15 protein-coding genes are annotated in these 16,860 nt (G+C 61.6%); 3 read left to right on the forward strand and 12 right to left on the reverse strand.

The annotated features are described in order from the left end of the window. Positions 1-149 precede the first annotated feature (149 nt). The 11 genes from lpdA to ACZYR5_RS11050 all read right to left on the reverse strand — a co-directional run bounded on the left by lpdA (position 150) and on the right by ACZYR5_RS11050 (position 12,832). Positions 150-1,541 (reverse strand): dihydrolipoyl dehydrogenase, encoded by a 1,392-nt coding sequence (gene lpdA / locus ACZYR5_RS11000; protein WP_489089826.1) that lies wholly within the window; start codon positions 1,539-1,541, stop codon positions 150-152. Positions 1,542-1,551: 10 nt separating this feature from the next. Next, positions 1,552-2,769, reverse strand: a complete 1,218-nt coding sequence (locus ACZYR5_RS11005) for a pyruvate dehydrogenase complex dihydrolipoamide acetyltransferase (RefSeq protein WP_489089825.1) — start codon at positions 2,767-2,769, stop codon at positions 1,552-1,554. Continuing rightward, positions 2,769-3,254 (reverse strand): VOC family protein, encoded by a 486-nt coding sequence (locus ACZYR5_RS11010; RefSeq protein ID WP_489089824.1) that lies wholly within the window; start codon positions 3,252-3,254, stop codon positions 2,769-2,771. The genes ACZYR5_RS11005 and ACZYR5_RS11010 overlap by 1 nt, the downstream gene beginning before the upstream one ends. After that, positions 3,251-5,443 (reverse strand): alpha-ketoacid dehydrogenase subunit alpha/beta, encoded by a 2,193-nt coding sequence (locus ACZYR5_RS11015; RefSeq protein WP_489089823.1) that lies wholly within the window; start codon positions 5,441-5,443, stop codon positions 3,251-3,253. The genes ACZYR5_RS11010 and ACZYR5_RS11015 overlap by 4 nt, the downstream gene beginning before the upstream one ends. Before the next feature lie 62 nt (positions 5,444-5,505). After that, entirely contained in the window at positions 5,506-6,348 is an 843-nt protein-coding gene (locus ACZYR5_RS11020; RefSeq protein ID WP_489089822.1) for an SDR family NAD(P)-dependent oxidoreductase, read from the reverse strand. Between the two features lie 125 nt (positions 6,349-6,473). After that, positions 6,474-7,721 carry an OprD family porin gene (locus tag ACZYR5_RS11025; RefSeq protein ID WP_489089972.1) on the reverse strand — a complete coding sequence of 416 codons (1,248 nt, stop codon included), beginning with the start codon at positions 7,719-7,721 and terminating at the stop codon, positions 6,474-6,476. A 116-nt stretch (positions 7,722-7,837) separates the two neighbouring features. Continuing rightward, entirely contained in the window at positions 7,838-8,560 is a 723-nt protein-coding gene (locus ACZYR5_RS11030; protein ID WP_489089821.1) for an ABC transporter ATP-binding protein, read from the reverse strand. Then, positions 8,557-9,312: an ABC transporter ATP-binding protein gene (locus ACZYR5_RS11035; protein WP_489089820.1), complete on the reverse strand. Its 756-nt coding sequence runs from the start codon at positions 9,310-9,312 to the stop codon at positions 8,557-8,559. Before ACZYR5_RS11035 ends, ACZYR5_RS11030 begins: the two co-directional genes overlap by 4 nt. Next, complete coding sequence (locus ACZYR5_RS11040; protein WP_489089819.1) at positions 9,309-10,586, reverse strand: branched-chain amino acid ABC transporter permease; 1,278 nt, start codon at positions 10,584-10,586, stop codon at positions 9,309-9,311. Before ACZYR5_RS11040 ends, ACZYR5_RS11035 begins: the two co-directional genes overlap by 4 nt. A gap of 3 nt (positions 10,587-10,589) precedes the next feature. Next, positions 10,590-11,531, reverse strand: coding sequence for a branched-chain amino acid ABC transporter permease (locus ACZYR5_RS11045; protein ID WP_489089818.1), 942 nt, complete (start codon positions 11,529-11,531; stop codon positions 10,590-10,592). Positions 11,532-11,590: 59 nt separating this feature from the next. Next, a complete protein-coding gene (locus ACZYR5_RS11050) occupies positions 11,591-12,832 on the reverse strand; it encodes a branched-chain amino acid ABC transporter substrate-binding protein (protein WP_489089817.1) in 1,242 nt (413 codons plus the stop codon). Between the two features lie 285 nt (positions 12,833-13,117). Here ACZYR5_RS11050 and ACZYR5_RS11055 point away from each other — a divergent pair, with 285 nt between their 5' ends. From ACZYR5_RS11055 to ACZYR5_RS11065, 3 genes are all read left to right on the forward strand, one after another. Beyond that, positions 13,118-13,831, forward strand: coding sequence for a FadR/GntR family transcriptional regulator (locus ACZYR5_RS11055; protein WP_489089816.1), 714 nt, complete (start codon positions 13,118-13,120; stop codon positions 13,829-13,831). Between the two features lie 284 nt (positions 13,832-14,115). Further along, positions 14,116-14,946, forward strand: coding sequence for a shikimate dehydrogenase family protein (locus ACZYR5_RS11060; RefSeq protein ID WP_489089815.1), 831 nt, complete (start codon positions 14,116-14,118; stop codon positions 14,944-14,946). A gap of 29 nt (positions 14,947-14,975) precedes the next feature. After that, entirely contained in the window at positions 14,976-15,716 is a 741-nt protein-coding gene (locus ACZYR5_RS11065) for an SDR family NAD(P)-dependent oxidoreductase (RefSeq protein ID WP_489089814.1), read from the forward strand. A gap of 142 nt (positions 15,717-15,858) precedes the next feature. On the opposite strand, the gene ACZYR5_RS11070 is transcribed toward ACZYR5_RS11065, so the two are convergent. Further along, positions 15,859-16,263: a cupin domain-containing protein gene (locus ACZYR5_RS11070; protein ID WP_489089971.1), complete on the reverse strand. Its 405-nt coding sequence runs from the start codon at positions 16,261-16,263 to the stop codon at positions 15,859-15,861. Between the last annotated feature and the right edge of the window lie 597 nt (positions 16,264-16,860).

Genomic DNA, 16,860 nt, shown 5'->3' on the forward strand with positions numbered 1-16,860 from the left:
ACAGGGAATGACGCGTGACCAAAGGCGAGTCTTGCGATCGTTCGATGCATTTGATCCTCGCTCTTCAAGGCATCCCGAACGCTCTCGGCGCCTGCCGAACCGACGCGCCCCAGGCTCGTACAGTTCGGCAATCGGTCGCAGATCAATGCTCAGCAATGGAGGGCGCGCTCGTACGCGGCCAACACGGCTTCATGCATGGCTTCGGACATCGTCGGGTGCGGCAGGATGCTTTCGATCAGTTCGGCCTCGGTGGTCTCCAGGCCCCGTGCGATGGTGTAGCCCTGAATCATTTCGGTGACCTCTTCGCCGACCATATGCGCGCCCAGCAACTCGCCGCTGTCCGCGTCGAACACCACTTTGACGAAGCCCTCCGTGGCGCCCATGGCAATCGCCTTGCCGTTGGCGACGAAGGGGAACTTGCCGACCTTGAGGGACTTGCCGGCATTGCGCGCCTGGGCTTCGGTGTAGCCGACGCTGGCGACTTGCGGGTGGCTGTAGGTACAGGCCGGCACGCTGCGGGGGTCCAGTGGATGGGGGTTCTGACCGACGATCTTCTCGACACAGATCACGGCTTCGTGGCTGGCCTTGTGCGCCAGCCACGGCGCCCCGGCCAGATCGCCAATCGCGTAGACACCCGGCTCGCCCGTGCGGCAGAACTCATCCACCAATACATGGGTATGCTGCACCTTGACCCCAGTGCCTTCCAGCCCCAGCTCCTCGACATTGCCGACAATGCCCGCGGCCACCAGCACCACGTCGGCCTGCAGCGTCTCGTTGCTGTTGCCTTCAAGGCGCAACTGCACGGCGCCCTGCTCCACCTTGCTACCTTGCAGCGCACAGCCGGTGTACAGGCGGATACCGTCGCGAACCAGGGCCTGCGCCACATGGGCGCTGACCTCGTGGTCTTCTACCGGGAGGATCCGCTCAGCCATTTCCACCACGCTGACCCGGGCACCCAGCGCATGATAGAAACTGGCGAACTCGATACCGATCGCACCGCCGCCAATGATCACCAGCCGCTTGGGTACGCGGTCCGGCACCAACGCCTGGCGGTAGCTCCAGAAATGCTTGCCATCCGGCTCCATGCCCGGCAGCACCCGGGCCCGGGCCCCGCTGGCGAGAATAATATGCGGTGCATTCAGGCTCAGCTCGCCTTGCTCCCCACTGACTTTCAGGCGCTGCGGCCCATCCAGCCGCGCATGCCCATTGAACACCTGGACGCGGTGCTTTTTCATCAACCCGCTGACCCCACGGTGCAACTGGGCGGCGACATCGCGGGAGCGTTTAACGATGGCCTTCAGGTCCGGCCTGGCCGGCCCGACCTCAATACCAAAACTGCCCGCGCGGCCAATCAGGCGCAACACGTCGGCACTGCGCAACAGGGCCTTTGTCGGAATGCAGCCCCAGTTCAGGCAGACCCCACCCAGTTGCGCCTTTTCCACCAACGCCGTGCGCAGCCCCAACTGGCTGGCGCGGATGGCCGCCACGTAACCGCCGGGGCCGCCACCGACGACGATCAGATCAAATTTCATTTCGCTCATGGGTACTCTCTCAAATCAGCATGCCCAGCGGGTTTTCCATCAGGCCCTTGAACACCGCCAACCATTGCGCAGCGAGTGCGCCATCCACGGCCCGATGATCCACAGACAAAGTGCAACGCAGTACCGAACCGATCTTCAGCTCACCGTTTTCAACCACCGGTTTTTGCTGCGTCGCACCCACCGCCAGTATCGCGGCGTGGGGTGGATTGATGATGGCGCTGAACTGCTCGACGCCGAACATCCCCAGGTTGCTGATGGTGAAACTGCCGCCCTGGTATTCCTCGGGGCGCAGACGTCCGTCGCGGGCGCGCCCGGCCAACTCCGCCACATCCGCGCTGATCTGCGAAAGGGCCTTGCTGTCGGCATTGCGCACCACGGGGGTGATCAGGCCGCTATCGGTGGACACCGCCACGCAGACATCCGCCTGGTGGTAGCGGCGCAACGCCGTCTCGGTCCAGGTCACATTCATCGCCGGTACTTGCTGGAGGGCGCCCGCCACCGCCTTGACGATGAAGTCGTTGATCGAAATCTTCCTCGCTGCGGTCTGGTTGACCTGCTCGCGCAGGGCCAGCAAAGGTTCCATGCGGCATTCCACATCAAGATAGAAATGCGGGACCGTGGCCTTGCTCTCCACCAGGCGTCGGGCAATGGTCTTGCGCATGCTGCTGTGGGGGATTTCATCAAAGTCGGTGGTCGACACGGGTGTCGGAGCGGCCACTGCAGCGGCAACGGGGGCCACCTCAACGTCGCGTTTGACGATGCGCCCGTTCGGCCCGCAGCCCTTGAGGCTCGCCAGGTCAAGCCCCTTGGCCGCTGCCAGACGGCGGGCCAGCGGGCTGGCGAAGATCCGCCCGCGGTGGTGCACATCAATCGCAGGCGTCACCTCGGTTCGAGGCTGGAGCACCGGTGCATCATCCACCGCCGGCTCATTGGCCAAGGCCAGCGCACCGGCCTTGGCCAACAGCGCGGCAATATCAACATCGGTTTCGCCTCTGGCAAACAGCACCCCGATCGGCGCGCCCACTTCCACTTCGCGCCCCGGTTCGACCAGGATCTTGCCCAGCACCGCATCTTCCTCGGCTGCCAGTTCGACCAAGGCCTTTTCGGTCTCGATCTCGGCAATGCAATCACCGGCGCTGATGCTGTCGCCTTCCTTGAGGGTCCAGTTCTGGATCGCTGCGTGGGTGGCGTTGGCCGACACTTCCGGCATATGTAAGAGCTTGGCCATCAGGCGCTCCTGTCGCTGAACAGGTCGGGACGGTAGGCGGCGATATCGGCGTACTCCACCAGTTCCAGCACGTTGCCCTCCGGGTCGCGGCAGAACAGCGCCTTCACGTCAGGGCGCAGTTGGATCGGGGCAGCATCGGCGCAGAAGCTCGCACCGGCATTTTTCAGGTCGTCCACCAGGCTGGCGATGTCCTCGACAATGAACGTCAGGTAACTCGCATTCTGCTGGTCGAGAATCAGCCCGGGTTCAGGCTGGATCGGCGCCCGCTCAGGTGCCAGCAACTTGATACGTTCACCGTAAGGCGTCTGCAGACGTACCACGCTGTAGCCGCCTTCGCTCAGGCCCACCAACTGCGCGGCGGCGGCCGGCATTTGCACCTGTGCGACAAAGGTAAAACCCAGTACGCCCTGATAGAAACGGCTGAGGGCCGGGAGATCGACGCAGCAAATCCCCACTTCCATTGGAACCAGCATCTTCACGCTCATTGGTGTGCCCCTTTTTCACGGATGACCTGTTGCAGGCCTTCGATCACTTCCTCGGTGCGGGCACAGGCGGCGCGCTCCAGGACTTTGGAAATACTCGGTGAGCCTTCGCCACCGGTCACGCGCTGGATCGGCTGGTCGAGCCAGTCGAAGCAACGGCGCTGCAGTTCGTCGGCCAGCCAACCGCCGTAGGAAGTCCCTCGGGCGCCCTGTTCGACAATCAGCACATTGTTGGTCTTGCGAATGCTCGCCTCGACCGTGGCCCAGTCGAAGCTGGCGCGGTCGAGGAAACGCAGGTCAATGACCTCGGCATCGATGCCGGTCTGCTCCACGGCTTCCAAGGAGTGTCCGACCATGCTCAGGTACGTGAGGATGGTCAGGTCACGGCCTTCTCGGCGCACGGCGGCGGTCCCGAATGGAATCTGATAGTCCAGGTCGTCCACCGGTACTTCGCCGCTGTGGCTGTACAGGTCGACGTGCTCGATCACCAGTACCGGGTCCTTGCAGGCCAACGCAGTGTTCATCAGGCCGATGTAGTCGAACGGCGTGGAAGCGGCAACGATGCGCCAGCCCGGGTTCGTCACATAGATGCCGGCCGGGTCCATGGAGTGCTGCGAGCCGTAGCCGGTGCCCATGGCGATCTTGGTGCGCAGCACCAGCGGCACGTCACTCTGCCCGCCGAACATGTGCCGGGCCTTGCCGATCTGGTTGAACACCTGGTCGGCGGCAACCCACATGAAGTCGGGGTACATGAACTCCACCACCGGTTTGAAGCGCCCGTCCAGCGCCATGCCGCCACCCAGCCCGCAGAAGGCGTTCTCGCTGATCGGGGTGCCGAGGATGCGCTCCGGAAAACGTTCTTTCAGGCCGCGGGTGGCGCCGTTGGTACCGCCCTTGAGACGGTGTACGTCCTCACCCATGACGACGATGCTGTCATCGGTTTCCATGCGCCGGTTCATCACATCGGCGATGGCGTCGATGAACTTGCATTGCTGCAGGCCGCCGCGATAGGTCGCCAGTTCACAGGTCCGGGCAGCGGCCAGTTCGCTGAGGTCGCCACGAATCCCGACATCGCGAAAGTCCGGCGAAGGCCACAACTGGGGACGGATCCGTCGCTTGCCCGGTTTGCCAGCCGGGTCGGCTTCAAGCAATGCGGCAGCCGCCTGGGCCATGGCCAGCTTGATGGTTTCGCGCAGATCGGCCAGGCCGGCGTCGTCGATCAGCTCGCGCTTCTTCATTTCGCGGGCCAGGCGTTCCAGCGGATCACGGGCGCGCCAGCTCTGCTCTTCTTCCTTGCTGCGGTAACCGAATGCGCTGCCGGGAAACGGACCGTTCTGATGGAAGAACCGGTACACATCGGCCTCGATGACGGTCGGTCCGTTGCCGGCGCGCATGTGCGCCAGGGCTTGCTGCATGGCCAGGTAAACCGCCAGCGGGTCCATGCCGTCGACCTTCCAGCTTGGAATATTGAAACCCAGCCCGCGTGCCGACAGGCGCGGCTCGGCAGTGGCCTCCTCAACCGTGGTGGACACCGCGTACAGGTTGTTTTCGATGAAGAAACACAGCGGCAGTTTCCAGGCCGCCGCCAGGTTCATGGTCTCCAGCACCGAACCGATGTTCACCGCGCCGTCACCGAAATAGGTGACCGCCACGGTGTCGGTCCCGGCATGCCGATGTGCCCAGGCAGCACCGGCCGCCAGCGGCACACCGCCGCCGACGATGGCGTTGGTCCCCAGGGCGCCGGCCTCGGCCCACTGCAGGTGCATCGAACCGCCCCGGCCTTTGCAGAACCCTTGGGCCAGGCCGAGAATTTCCGCCAGGGTACGTTGCAGCAGATCCTGGATGGGTGCAGTGACCGGCGCTTTCGGGTCGATACCCTCGGGCATCAGGTAGACCAACGCCTTGGCCAGGAACTGGTGATGACCACGGTGCGAGCCGTTGACTTCATCCGCCGCGCCCAATGCAACGATCGAACCTACCGCGCCCCCTTCCTGACCGATGCTCGAATGCGCCGGACCATGCACCAGGCCTTCTCCGGCCAGTTCCAGCACGGTCTCCTCGAAGGCGCGGATCAGGTGCAACTGGCTGAGCATCGCGCCCAGCAACGCAGGGTCGGCCTGCTTCCAGTCGGCATCGGTGGAACTGAGCTCGACCCACGGCGAGGCCGGCGACAAGGCAACACTTTTCGGCATTTCACTTCTCCACAAAGAACTCGAATCGACGGGCCACGGCGGGCCGCCACAACGAAGGCGAACTAGAAACCGTTGGCGGTCCAGCCGCCGTCCGACACGTAGATCTGCCCGGTGATGAACGTCGCGCTGCTGGACGCCAGGAACAGCGCCAACTCGGCCATCTCGCCCGGCTCACCGAGGCGTTGCAACGGCGTGCGCTTGCGCAGGGCCTCGACGTCCAGGCGTCCGGCCCGTTGCAGTTCTTCCACCAGCGGTGTGCGGGTATAGCCAGGGCCGATGGCGTTCATGCGGATGCCATGGTGGGCCCATTCCACTGCCAGGCACTTGGTCATGGAGACCACGGCGGCCTTGGTCGCGCAGTACGCCGTGCGATCGGCGGAGTGGGACACGCCCCACATCGACGAGGTGTTGATGATCACGCCCGCCTGCTGCTCGATCATGTGCCGGGCCGCCGCCTGGGCGCAGAAGAACACGCTATTGAAGTTGATCTCGACGGCCCGACGCCATTCGGCCGGGCTGATGTCGAGCGACGGTTTGTTGATCGATACGCCTGCGTTGTTAAGCAGCACGTCGATACGCCCGAAACAGGCCTTGGCGTGGGCAAAGGCCGCTTCAACCGCGTCTTCGTCAGCAACCGAAGCCTGGAAGCATTCGACGCGACTGTGGGGGAACGCTTCCTGCAACTCGCCCTTGGCGTCAGCCATGGCTTGAGCGTTGATGTCGATCAGCAGCAAGTGCGCGCCGTTGCGAGCAAAACCTTTGGCGAGTGCCAAGCCGATACCGCTGCCACCACCGGTGACAACCACCACCTGGTCGTGGATGCCGGCATAGGCGCTGTGCTGGAAAACAGCCGTTTCAGGCTGTGGTTGTGCGGACGCAGGTGTGGAGCTATCTGAGTAGGACATGGGGTTCTCACTTATTTTTTAGCTGGTCTTACAATTATAACAACTTGTCTGACCAGCTCAGAAAAACTAACCCGCACTGCGGGGTCTGTCAAAGGAAATTGTTACCGCAATAGTCGGCATATCGATCAGAACAGCGCCAGGCTGTAGCTGACGATGAGTCGGTTATCGTCGACTGACGGACCGAAACTGGAACGCACCATGGCGTTTCTCCAGCGCAGGCCCAGGTTCTTCAGCGCGCCGCTCTGGATCACATAGGACACGTCAAAATCGCGCTCCCATTCCTTGCCGTCGTTGCTGCCCGCCACCAGTACGTTGTCGCCACTGACGTAACGCACGAAGGTCGTCAGCCCTGGCACCCCCATGGCGGCAAAGTTGTAGTCGTATCGCAGCTGCCAGGCTTTCTCTTGGGCCGAGGCGAAATTGCGCACCTGGATATCACTGGGCAGCACGGTGGTGGTCGGGCTTAGCCAGATGGTCCCGTCTTCGCCGTACATGCGCTGCCAGGCGGCCATCAGCGTGTGCCCGCCATGTGCCGCGCTGAGGGTGCTGTAGAACGAGCGGTTGTCGATTTTGCCGGCCTTGGCCTGGCCTTGCTCCTCGGAGTCGAGCAGGCCGACAGTGGTCCCAAGCGTCCAGGCACCGACCGGTTGCTTGTGGGCGAACTGGACCAAGCGTTGGCGATAGATATCCTCCAGTTCTGCGCCCCAGAGGCCGAGCATGGTCCGCTCCTGGTTGAAGCGGTACTCGCCACCCAGGTAGTTGTAGCGGTCGGACGTGGCGAACGAGCGGCCATCAATAAACAGGTCTTCGCGGTTACTGGAGTTGCGCTGAGTGAATGAGCGCATCTGCCCGGCATTGAGGGTCAGCCCGGTGATTTCTTTCGAAGTCAGCATCGCCCCCTGAAAGGTTTGCAGCAGCAACCGCGCATCGTTGTACTGGAGGATGGGCAGGCTCGGCAGCAGCTCCCCGACCTTCAGCTCGGTCTTCGACAGTTTCAGTTTGAGCGCAGCCCCCAGGCTGGAAAAATCATCCGCCGAGCCTTTGCCGTCCGCCGGCAACAACAGGCTGCCAGCACGCCCACTGCCGCTATCGAGTTTGACCCCGAGACGGCCGATCAGATCGACGCCGACACCCACGGTGCCTTGGGTGTAGCCGGACTGTGCGTTAAGCAGAAAGCCCTGCGCCCACTCCTCGCTCTTGGCCTGGGCGGCACCGCTGTCCCGAAAGTCGCGGTTGAAGTAGAAGTTGCGCATCAGCACATTGGCCGTTGCGCCTTCGATAAAGCCCTGCTCCTGGGCCAGGACCAGGCCCGGCAAGACGCTGAGCAACAGCAGGGGTTGTACGGTGATGCAGTTAGGCAGGCTCATTTTTATTGTTTTTCCCGGTGGATTTAAAACGCAGCCCCCCCTGGCAAGCACACGTGCTGCCACACAATCGGGGGGGGGAATTGGCAGGCGAACCTGCCGGGTTGAACACGCTGGCGGTCGGTCTAGACCGCCAACCATTCCTTCATCAAGTTCGCATCGTCGGTCAGCGCCTGTGGCGTGCCCTCGAAGACAATCCGCCCGTGCCCCATCACGCATACTCGCGACGAGACCTTAAGAGCGATGGTCAGCTTCTGTTCCACCAGCAGGATCGAAACCCCACGTCGGTGGATCTCGCGAATAGCCTCGGCGACCACGGCCACAATCTTCGGCGCCAGGCCTTCGGTGGGTTCATCGATCAGCAGCACTTTGGGGCAGCCCAACAGCGAACGGCACAGGGTGAGCATCTGTTGTTCGCCCCCCGAAAGATTGCCCGCGCCAGTGTTACGGCGCTCGCGCAGCCGCGGGAAGAACTCGAACATCTGCTCGACGGTCCATGCCGTGGCGCCTTCAGTAGGCACTTGCTGGCCCATGCGCAGGTTTTCCTCGACGCTGAGGTTGGCGAATACCTCACGCTCCTCCGGGACGAATCCGATACCGGCACGGCTGATGCGATAGGGGCGCAGCCCCGTCAGTTCGCGCCCAACCAACTGCACGCTGCCGGCACTGGGTGGCACCAGGCCCATAACTGCTTTCATGGTGGTCGAGCGCCCGGCGCCATTGCGCCCGAGCAGGCTCACCACCTCGTGGTGACCGATGTGCAAATCGACCCCGTGCAATACATGGCTCTTGCCGTAATGCACATGCAGGTTGCTGATCGACAGCAGGTTTTGCGAAGTCGGGTTCATGCGCATTGCTCCTCACCCAGATAGGCTTCCTGCACCCGGCGATTTGCACGGATCTGGTCCGGTGTACCGGTGGCGATGACTTCGCCGTAGACCAGCACACTGATGCGGTCGCACAGGGAAAACACCACGTCCATGTCATGTTCGACGATCAGCAGCGAGCGCCCTTGGGTCACCTCGCGGATCAGGTTCAGGGCGTAGTCGGTTTCTTCATGGGACATGCCCGCCATCGGCTCGTCGAGCAAGATCACCCGAGGGTCACAGGCCAGGGTCATGCCGATCTCCAGGGCGCGCTGTTCGGAGTAAGAGAGTTCGGCCGCGCACACCGTTTGCTTGTCCTGTAGCCGCACCTGTTCGAGCAGTTGCTCAGTCTGTTCGCGCACCTCAGGGTAACGCTGGACGGAGCGCCAGAAGTGGTATTGCATCCGGTGCTTGCGCATCACCGCGATGCGCAGGTTTTCGAACACCGAGAGCCCGGGAAAAATGTTGGTGATCTGGAACGAGCGCGACAACCCCAGGTGATTGATGTGCTGTGGCGAGTAGCCCTGGATGGCTTCCGCGCCCAGGAGGATCTGCCCGCTGCTGGGCTGCAACTGCCCGGAGATCAGATGGAACAAGGTCGATTTGCCGGCCCCGTTGGGACCGATCACCGCATGACGTTCACCGGCACGCAATTCAAGCTGCGCACCCCGAATGATGTGAGCCTCGCCAAACGACTTATGCACATCGCGTAACTGCAGGATCGCATCGCTCATGGTTGTTCTCCTTCGACCCGAGGGCTGAGTGCGGCGGCGTTGACCACCGGTTCGTCATCCAGCAGGCGCAGCCATTGGTGGCGGGCCAGTTTCAAGACCAACAGCCCGGCCACCCCCAAGAGCAACGGCGTGGCCCAGGTCAGCAGCGCGCCCGGCAGCCATTCGCGGCCGAACAGGCTGATCGCCGGCCAGGCTTGGTCCGTCATCAACAGAGCCTGATAGTCCTGACTGAATACCCGTTGCAACGTCTCGATCGCAAACACCACCGCCAGGCTCAACAACCCCGCGCTCAGCAGCGCCGAGAACGCCGCCGGGACCATCGCCAGCCAGCCGCGCCGACGAACCTGTGCACTCCAGCACAGCACCAACCCGGCCAGGCCGCTGGGCATGAACATCATCACCAGCACGAACAACAGGCCCTGATACAGCAACCAGGATTGCGTGAGGTCAGAGGCGGCGTTGCCAAAGAATGTCATCAGGGCAGCGCCGAGCACCGGTCCGAGGAACACGTTGACGCCGCCGATGTAGGTATTGAGTACCACTTCGGCGGAAAAACGCATGTCGAACAGCACGTAGTTGGCCGACTCCAGGTTCAGTGCTTGCAAGCCACCGGCAATACCGGCAAACATCGCCGACAAGGCAAACACCAGCACTCGCAAGCGGTGAACGTTGTAGCCCAGAAACTGCAGGCGGTGGCCGTTCTCGCGCAAGGCGAACGTCAGGCGCCCCATGGGGGTCAGCGTGAAGGCGTAGAGCAAGGTAATCGACAGCACCACCCAACCCAGCGTCAGGTAATACACCTGGGTCGCGTCAGCGAAATCCAGGCCCCAGGCAGGGGCGCGCATGGACGAAATACCCGCCTCGCCGCCAAACAGCGTATTCAGGTGCGGGGCCAGGGAATGCAGCAACTCGGCCAGCGCCAGGGTGATCATGGAGAAGTAGACGCCCGCCCGTTTAGTGGCGAACCAACCGGCGCAGAGGCCGCAGATAAAGCCGCCCATGGCACCGATCAGCGGCAGCAACGGTGTCGGCAGCAGGCCTTGGCCATTGAGCGCACTCATCGCATGCAATGTAGCGAACGACCCCACGCCGAAGTACGCCGCGTGGCCGAACGAAAGCATGCCGCCCTGCCCGCACAACAGATTGAAGGCACAGGCAAACAAGGCTGCGATAAGCATCTGGATGGCCGCGTTGACCATCGCCGCAGGCAGGATGGCGGGCAGCACCAGCAGTGCCAGCAACAGCACCGCCAGGAGGATTTTCGTCAGTTTCATGGTTTACCCCTTCTCGCCCATCAATCCGGACGGCCGGATCAGCAAAATCAGCAGCATCAGCGCAAACGGAATGGTTGCCGCCACACTGGATACCTTGAGGGTCATCAACCCGCCCATCTGCTGCGCCCAGTCACCCGCCCCCACCAAACCCAGGAGTGAAGCCAGGCTGAGGTCCACACCCACCGCGAACGAAGAAATCAACCCGATCAACAGCGAAGCGATCATGGCCCCGGCCATCGAACCCAGGCCGCCAACCACCACCACGACAAACACGATGACCCCCAGCTCCAGGGCCATGTTCGGGTTGGTGGTGTAGAACGCCCCAGCCAAAGCCCCTGCCAGGCCGGCCAGTGCCGCGCCGATACCGAACACCGCCATGAACACCAGCGGGACGTTGTGCCCCAAGGCCTCGGCCATTTGTGGACGATGAATGGCCGCCCGCACGACGATGCCGACCCGAGTGCGGGTCAACAACAGGTAGATCAGGCCGAACACCAGCAGCGAGACCACGCCCATCAACAGGCGATAGAACGGATAGTCGGTGCTGAACACCTGGAAGGCGGCAAAATTGAGGAACTCCGGGACCCGGTATTCGACGGAAAAGTTTCCGTAAAACAACTTGATCAGTTCGGCAATGATGAACGTCAGGCCGAAGGTGAGCAGCAGTTCGTGAGCATGACCATGCTTGTGTACCCGACGCAGGAAGAAACGCTCGACGATCACCCCGAGCAGCCCCACCAGCACGGTCGAGAGCAATACCGCAGTCGTGAATCCGACAAACTGCTGCAGGGTGTAGGCCAGGTAGGCGCCCACCATATAGAAGGAGGCATGGGCGAAGTTGAGCACGCCCATCATGCCGAAAATCAGCGTCAGGCCGGCGGAGACCATGAACAGCAGCAGGCCATAGATCACGCCGTTAAGCAGTGAAACTGTGAGAAATTCCATAGGCGACTCCAGCGTTCGCGATGGATAGGAAGGCGTGCCGCTCGGCACGCCACGCGGCGTCACTCGGGTCGTTGCATCCGGCAGGCATCCTGGACAGGCGCTGCGGCTTCATCGGCACTGAACGACTTGATCGGCACAAAGCCCATATCGGTGCCGTCGACTTTGTAGCGCGCCTCCTTCGACACCACCGACACCACGAACGGCATCAGCAGCTGGTGATCCTCGGCACGCATGCGCACGTCACCCAATGGGTTGCGGTCGCTGGCCTTTTCCAGGGCCAGGGCGAAACTGCGGGTGTTGAGACGACCATCTTCGGCCGGCAGCTTCTTCAGCACATTACCGACCATCTGCAAGGCAAATACCGTCTGCGGCTCGATGTAGGCTGGCAGGTGCCCGGTCTTGGCTTGATACTCGCTGGCAAATTTTTCGCCCTGCTCGCCCGCCGCCTCAATGTTGAACGGGTGGGAAACGTAGTGCCCCAGCGCGACATCGCCGGCGTTGGCCAGGTTGCCCGGCTGATCGAGAAAGGCCGTGCCGAAGCGCAGCTTCAGGCCGGCGGCGCGGCTGGCTTTCATCAGCAGCAACAGGTCGTTGCCCCAGTTGCCGGTCAGGACGGTTTCTGCGCCGGAGGCCTGGATGCGAGCGATATAGGGCGAAAAATCCTGCACCTTCTGGGTGTCGTGCAGGCTTTTACCCACCAACTGATAACCGCCAGCCGCGGCGTTTTCAGTGATGGATTTTTCCATGTCCAGGCCCCAGCTGTAGTTCTGGTTCATGGAATAGACTTTGCTGCCCAGGGTACCCGCCTCTTTCATTGCCGCGACCAGGGTCTTGACCCGGATCGGCGCGTTACCGTTAAAGCGGAAGTGATAGAAGTGGCATTTGCTGCCGGTCAGTTCAAGCGCTTCACCGCCGACGTTGAGGAACACCACCTCCTTGCCCTTATTGCGCAGGTTGTACTTGCGCACGTCTTCGGTAATCTGCCCGGCAGCCACTGACGAAGCCCCCTGGACAATCATTTGCGCCCCGCTGCCAATGGCGGCCTTGAGTTTCTCGGAAGCGCCCGCGGGGGTCCCCTGGCTGTCGAACTCGAGGAGTTGGATCGGTTCGCCGTTCCAACCGCCCTCGGCATTCAGCCGTTCGATCTGAAAACGCGTGGCGGCGCGGAACATTTGCCCGGTGGCGGCCGAAGGCCCCGACAGGGTCTCGACCAACGCCACTTTCAAAGGATCAGCGCAGGCGATACCGGCGAACAGGGTCGTGCCGAGGGTGAGCAGACGCAGCGTGGTCTTGGTGTGCATGAAAACCTCGATTTTTATTGTTATCTGCAATCTGGTAGTACATCAGGAATTACATGTCTGACCAGTTGGCGAAAATTACGTCAACCCTGCCGCGAAGTCAAAGCACTCGCGCCACGATTTATGATTTTATTTTTCACAAATCCACTTGCAGGCCTTTAAAACAGAAAGCTTCGTCCTGGATTATTTTTTTCAAACACTTGTAAGACCACAGCTCAATCCTTCACTATCAACGGCTCATCACTTCGATACCCGTACCCGTGCTGCCCGCAGGCAGAGGACCGAACAATGAAAAGCGACAACGCGCACACCAACCAGCCCCTGCCCATGGAAATCGTTCACTGGCTCAGTGGCGAGATCCAATCCGGGCGGCTGGCCACCGGCGATCAACTGCCCAGCGAACGGCAACTGTGCGAACAGTTTTCGGTCAGCCGGGCAGTGGTGCGCGAAGCCTTGTCGCAGCTCAAGTTCGAGGAACTGATCACCACCCAGCAAGGCAAGGGCGCCTTCGTCGCCAAGCGCGGCGAGCGCCATGCGTTTCGCTTGAAAGAAGTCTCGCTGGGGGAAGAGGACGCATTGCTGCATATCCTCGAATTCCTGATCACCATTGAAGTGGGCGCCACACGCCTGGCAGCCTTGCGCCACACCCCCGAAGACCTGAAGAAGATTCGCCAGGCACTGGTGGGTATGGAATACGCCATGGTCAATGATCAACTGGGGGACGAAGAAGACTATGCCTTCCACCAAGCGATTGTCGCGGCCACGCACAACCCGCATTTCAAATCGCTCAACGAGTACCTCGACCACAGCGTCCGGCGCCTGATTCGCGAAGCTCGCAGCAACACCGCCGAAATCTACAACGAGCTGATCCAGGACGTGCAGGACGAGCACCAGGCCATCTTCCAGGCCATCCAGGCCCGTGATCCGGTGCTGGCCGGCGAAGCCGCCGAGCGCCATCTGCGCAATGCCGCCAAGCGGATGAACATGTACCTGCAGGCCTGATTCCCGGCAGCACTCTTGACACCGAAAAGTGAAGCCTTCTACCATCTTGTCAGACAATAACTACACATGTCAGACAGGTTCATCCTCATGAGATCTATCAGCGCACTGTTACAAGCATTGGCTACACTGATGCGCGCCTCCTGCATCCACCCCACCCTCGTTACGCCAGCCTACCCCTCTGAATTCCAGCTTCCGATCGATTCCTTTTTCGGTCCTGCTCTTTATGAGGAGGGCCTTGGTACCACCGCCCGAATCCGCTCCCGCTCTTACCTTTGAGGTTTCCCATGCACATCAGTGGCCAGACGCAACTGATCGGCATCGTTGCCGATCCGATCGCCCATGTAAAAACCCCGCAAGTGATCAACCACAGTGCTGCCAACCAGGGCCTGGACCTGGTCTGCGTGCCGCTGCACGTGCAAGGGGCGAACCTGCACAAGGTGCTGCTCGGCGCATCCGGCATCGCCAATCTGCACGGTCTGGTGGTGACCATCCCGTACAAGGAAAGCATCGTTGAATACTGCGACGAACTGACCGAGATCGCACGTCAGGTCGGCTCGGTCAATGCGGTGCGGATTGACCCCGAGAGTGGCCGCTTGATCGGTGGCAACTTCGACGGCGAAGGCATGCTCGCCGGGCTGCATCAGCAAGGTCACAGGCTGGAAGGCAAGCACGTGCTCCTGGTGGGCGCCGGTGGCGCCGGCAAGTCGATCGCCGCAGCGATTGCCCGGCAGGAACCGGCACGGCTAGCGATCTACAATCGCTCCCCAGCCCGCGCCGAAGCCCTGCTGGAACGCCTGAAAACGCAGTTCCCCGAGGTCGAGCTGAGCATCAGTAACGGCAATGCGCAGGACTTCGACGTGATCATCAACGCCACCTCCCTGGGCCTCAAGGACGACGATGCCCTGCCGCTGGACCCCAGCACTCTGCGGGCTGACGCCCTGGTCTGCGAAGCCGTGATGCGCGCCGGCGACACGCCCCTGTTGGCCGTGGCTCGGCTGCGCGGCTGCCGCGTTCACCATGGACAACACATGATCTATGGCCAGATCGTGCAGATCTGTCGTTTTCTCGGCGTTGACCTGCAACACGAACATCTGGCGCGCATTCTCGGCCCATGAACCCAGGCACTCTATCGGAGACAACGACCATGTACGATTTCAACAATCGCGTCCTGCTGCTGACGGGTGCCAACGGTGGCATCGGCCGCGAAGTGGCAAGGCTGTTCTATCAGTACGGCGCCTCGATGGTGCTCGCCGACCTGGACGGCGACGGCCTGGCGGATTTCGCCCGGGAACTGGACGCCAGTGGCGAGCGCGTCGCCACCCTGCGGATGAATGCGGCCGACCCTGCCGATTCGGCCAAGGCTGTGCAACTGGCCGTCGAACGCTTCGGCGGCATCGACTTCCTGGTGCCATCGGCCGGTTTGTACCAGTCTCAGCCGATTCGCCAAATGACCGATGAGCAATGGCGCCAAACGCTGGGCATCAACCTCGACGGCGTGTTCTACCTGTGCCGGCAGGCAATCCCGGTACTGCGTGCCAATAGCGCAATCGTCAACCTGACCTCGGTGGCCGCACATCGGGGGGCGTTCTCTAACGCGCACTATGGCGCCTCCAAGGGCGGCCTACTGAGCCTGACCCGCGCCCTGGCGCGGGAGTTAGGGCCGCAGACCCGGGTGAACGCAGTGTCCCCCGGGATCATCGAAACCCCGATGACCCAGCACCTGATCGCGAGCCGCGGTAGCGATTCGGTGGAGCAGACCCCGCTCAAACGCCTAGGTCAACCGAGCGAAATCGCCTCGGTGATCGCCTTTCTATGCAGCAACGGCTCAAGTTTCATGACCGGCGAAGTACTGCACGTGAACGGCGGGCTGTACATCGCCGGATGAGCCTTGAGCGCCTCGTTTTTTTGCCCGTTGAGCGGTCAAGCGAGAAATGAGCGCGCGCCCTTCAGGGGCGCGAGTTCATGGGGCCAGCGGCCGCACTTACGCGTTGGCAACCTGCAAAGAGCTACGCACCTTGCCTGGGCTGCTACCGGTGATGCGCCGAAATCAATGACCAAAGGAATCCCCCAACGCAAATCCCAGGTGCTGTGCCAGGGTCTCCTTGGAGTGTTCGCCTGCCAGGCCTCGGTATGCCTCCACGAGGAGCAGGCGGTTGTGCCGGCAAGGGCAGGACCATATTGCCGGGCTCCCGTTCTTCGATTTCCTCGAACAGCAATTGCAGCATGCAGGCGCGTCGTTGTTCGCCAAGCGGCCGAGTGCCCTCCTCGGCCAATCGCTCGCACAGGGCGATGATCAGCGGGCATGCATCGATCAGATTGACGCTCGGGGAGAGGCGTTTGCACAGGTCGGGATCAAGGTACAAGACGGTGAGATCTACCGGGTTATACGCCTCGCCCAAGTGCAAGGTCTGTGGCGGAATCCAGACTGCCATTCCCGGTTTGAGCAACCAGCGTTGCTCATTGCGTCGCCATGAAGCACACCGTTTTTGACTAACACAAATTGCCCGAAAGCATGCTGATGAGCATGGTGCTCCGCCTCGGGCGTCCTGGTTAACTGCCGTTCAACAACCAGTGCTATGTGATCCAGGTCGGCGAAACTCATTGCGACTCTGTTTACACTTTCTGCGGTCCGCCGCGCGCAGGCAGCTTGAAGGCAAAGAGTAAACTGAGGGCCATCTAAAGACCAAGCAACAGGAACGTGTCCTGGTAGCACTGGTCTGGCGGTAGGTACAACGCAACAGCCCCCCGTACATCGCACTTGTCACTTCAGAGCATTGCCTTGGCACGGGGAGCCTCCGGACACGAGATCAGAACACAATTGCGCCTTCCGGATGGCAACGCTACCCAGATCCAAAATATCCGCGGGAGTATTTGTTCAGACATGAAAAAGCCCAATCTTTTCAGATTGGGCTAAGTCATTGAAAAATATGGTCGGGACGGAGTGATTCGAACACTCGACCCCTAGCACCCCATCTCCTTTTTCATACTTCTTGAAAGATTCCAAAATTTTACTCTGGATTTTTCAAAGC

Source organism: Pseudomonas sp. F007 (assembly GCF_057814275.1).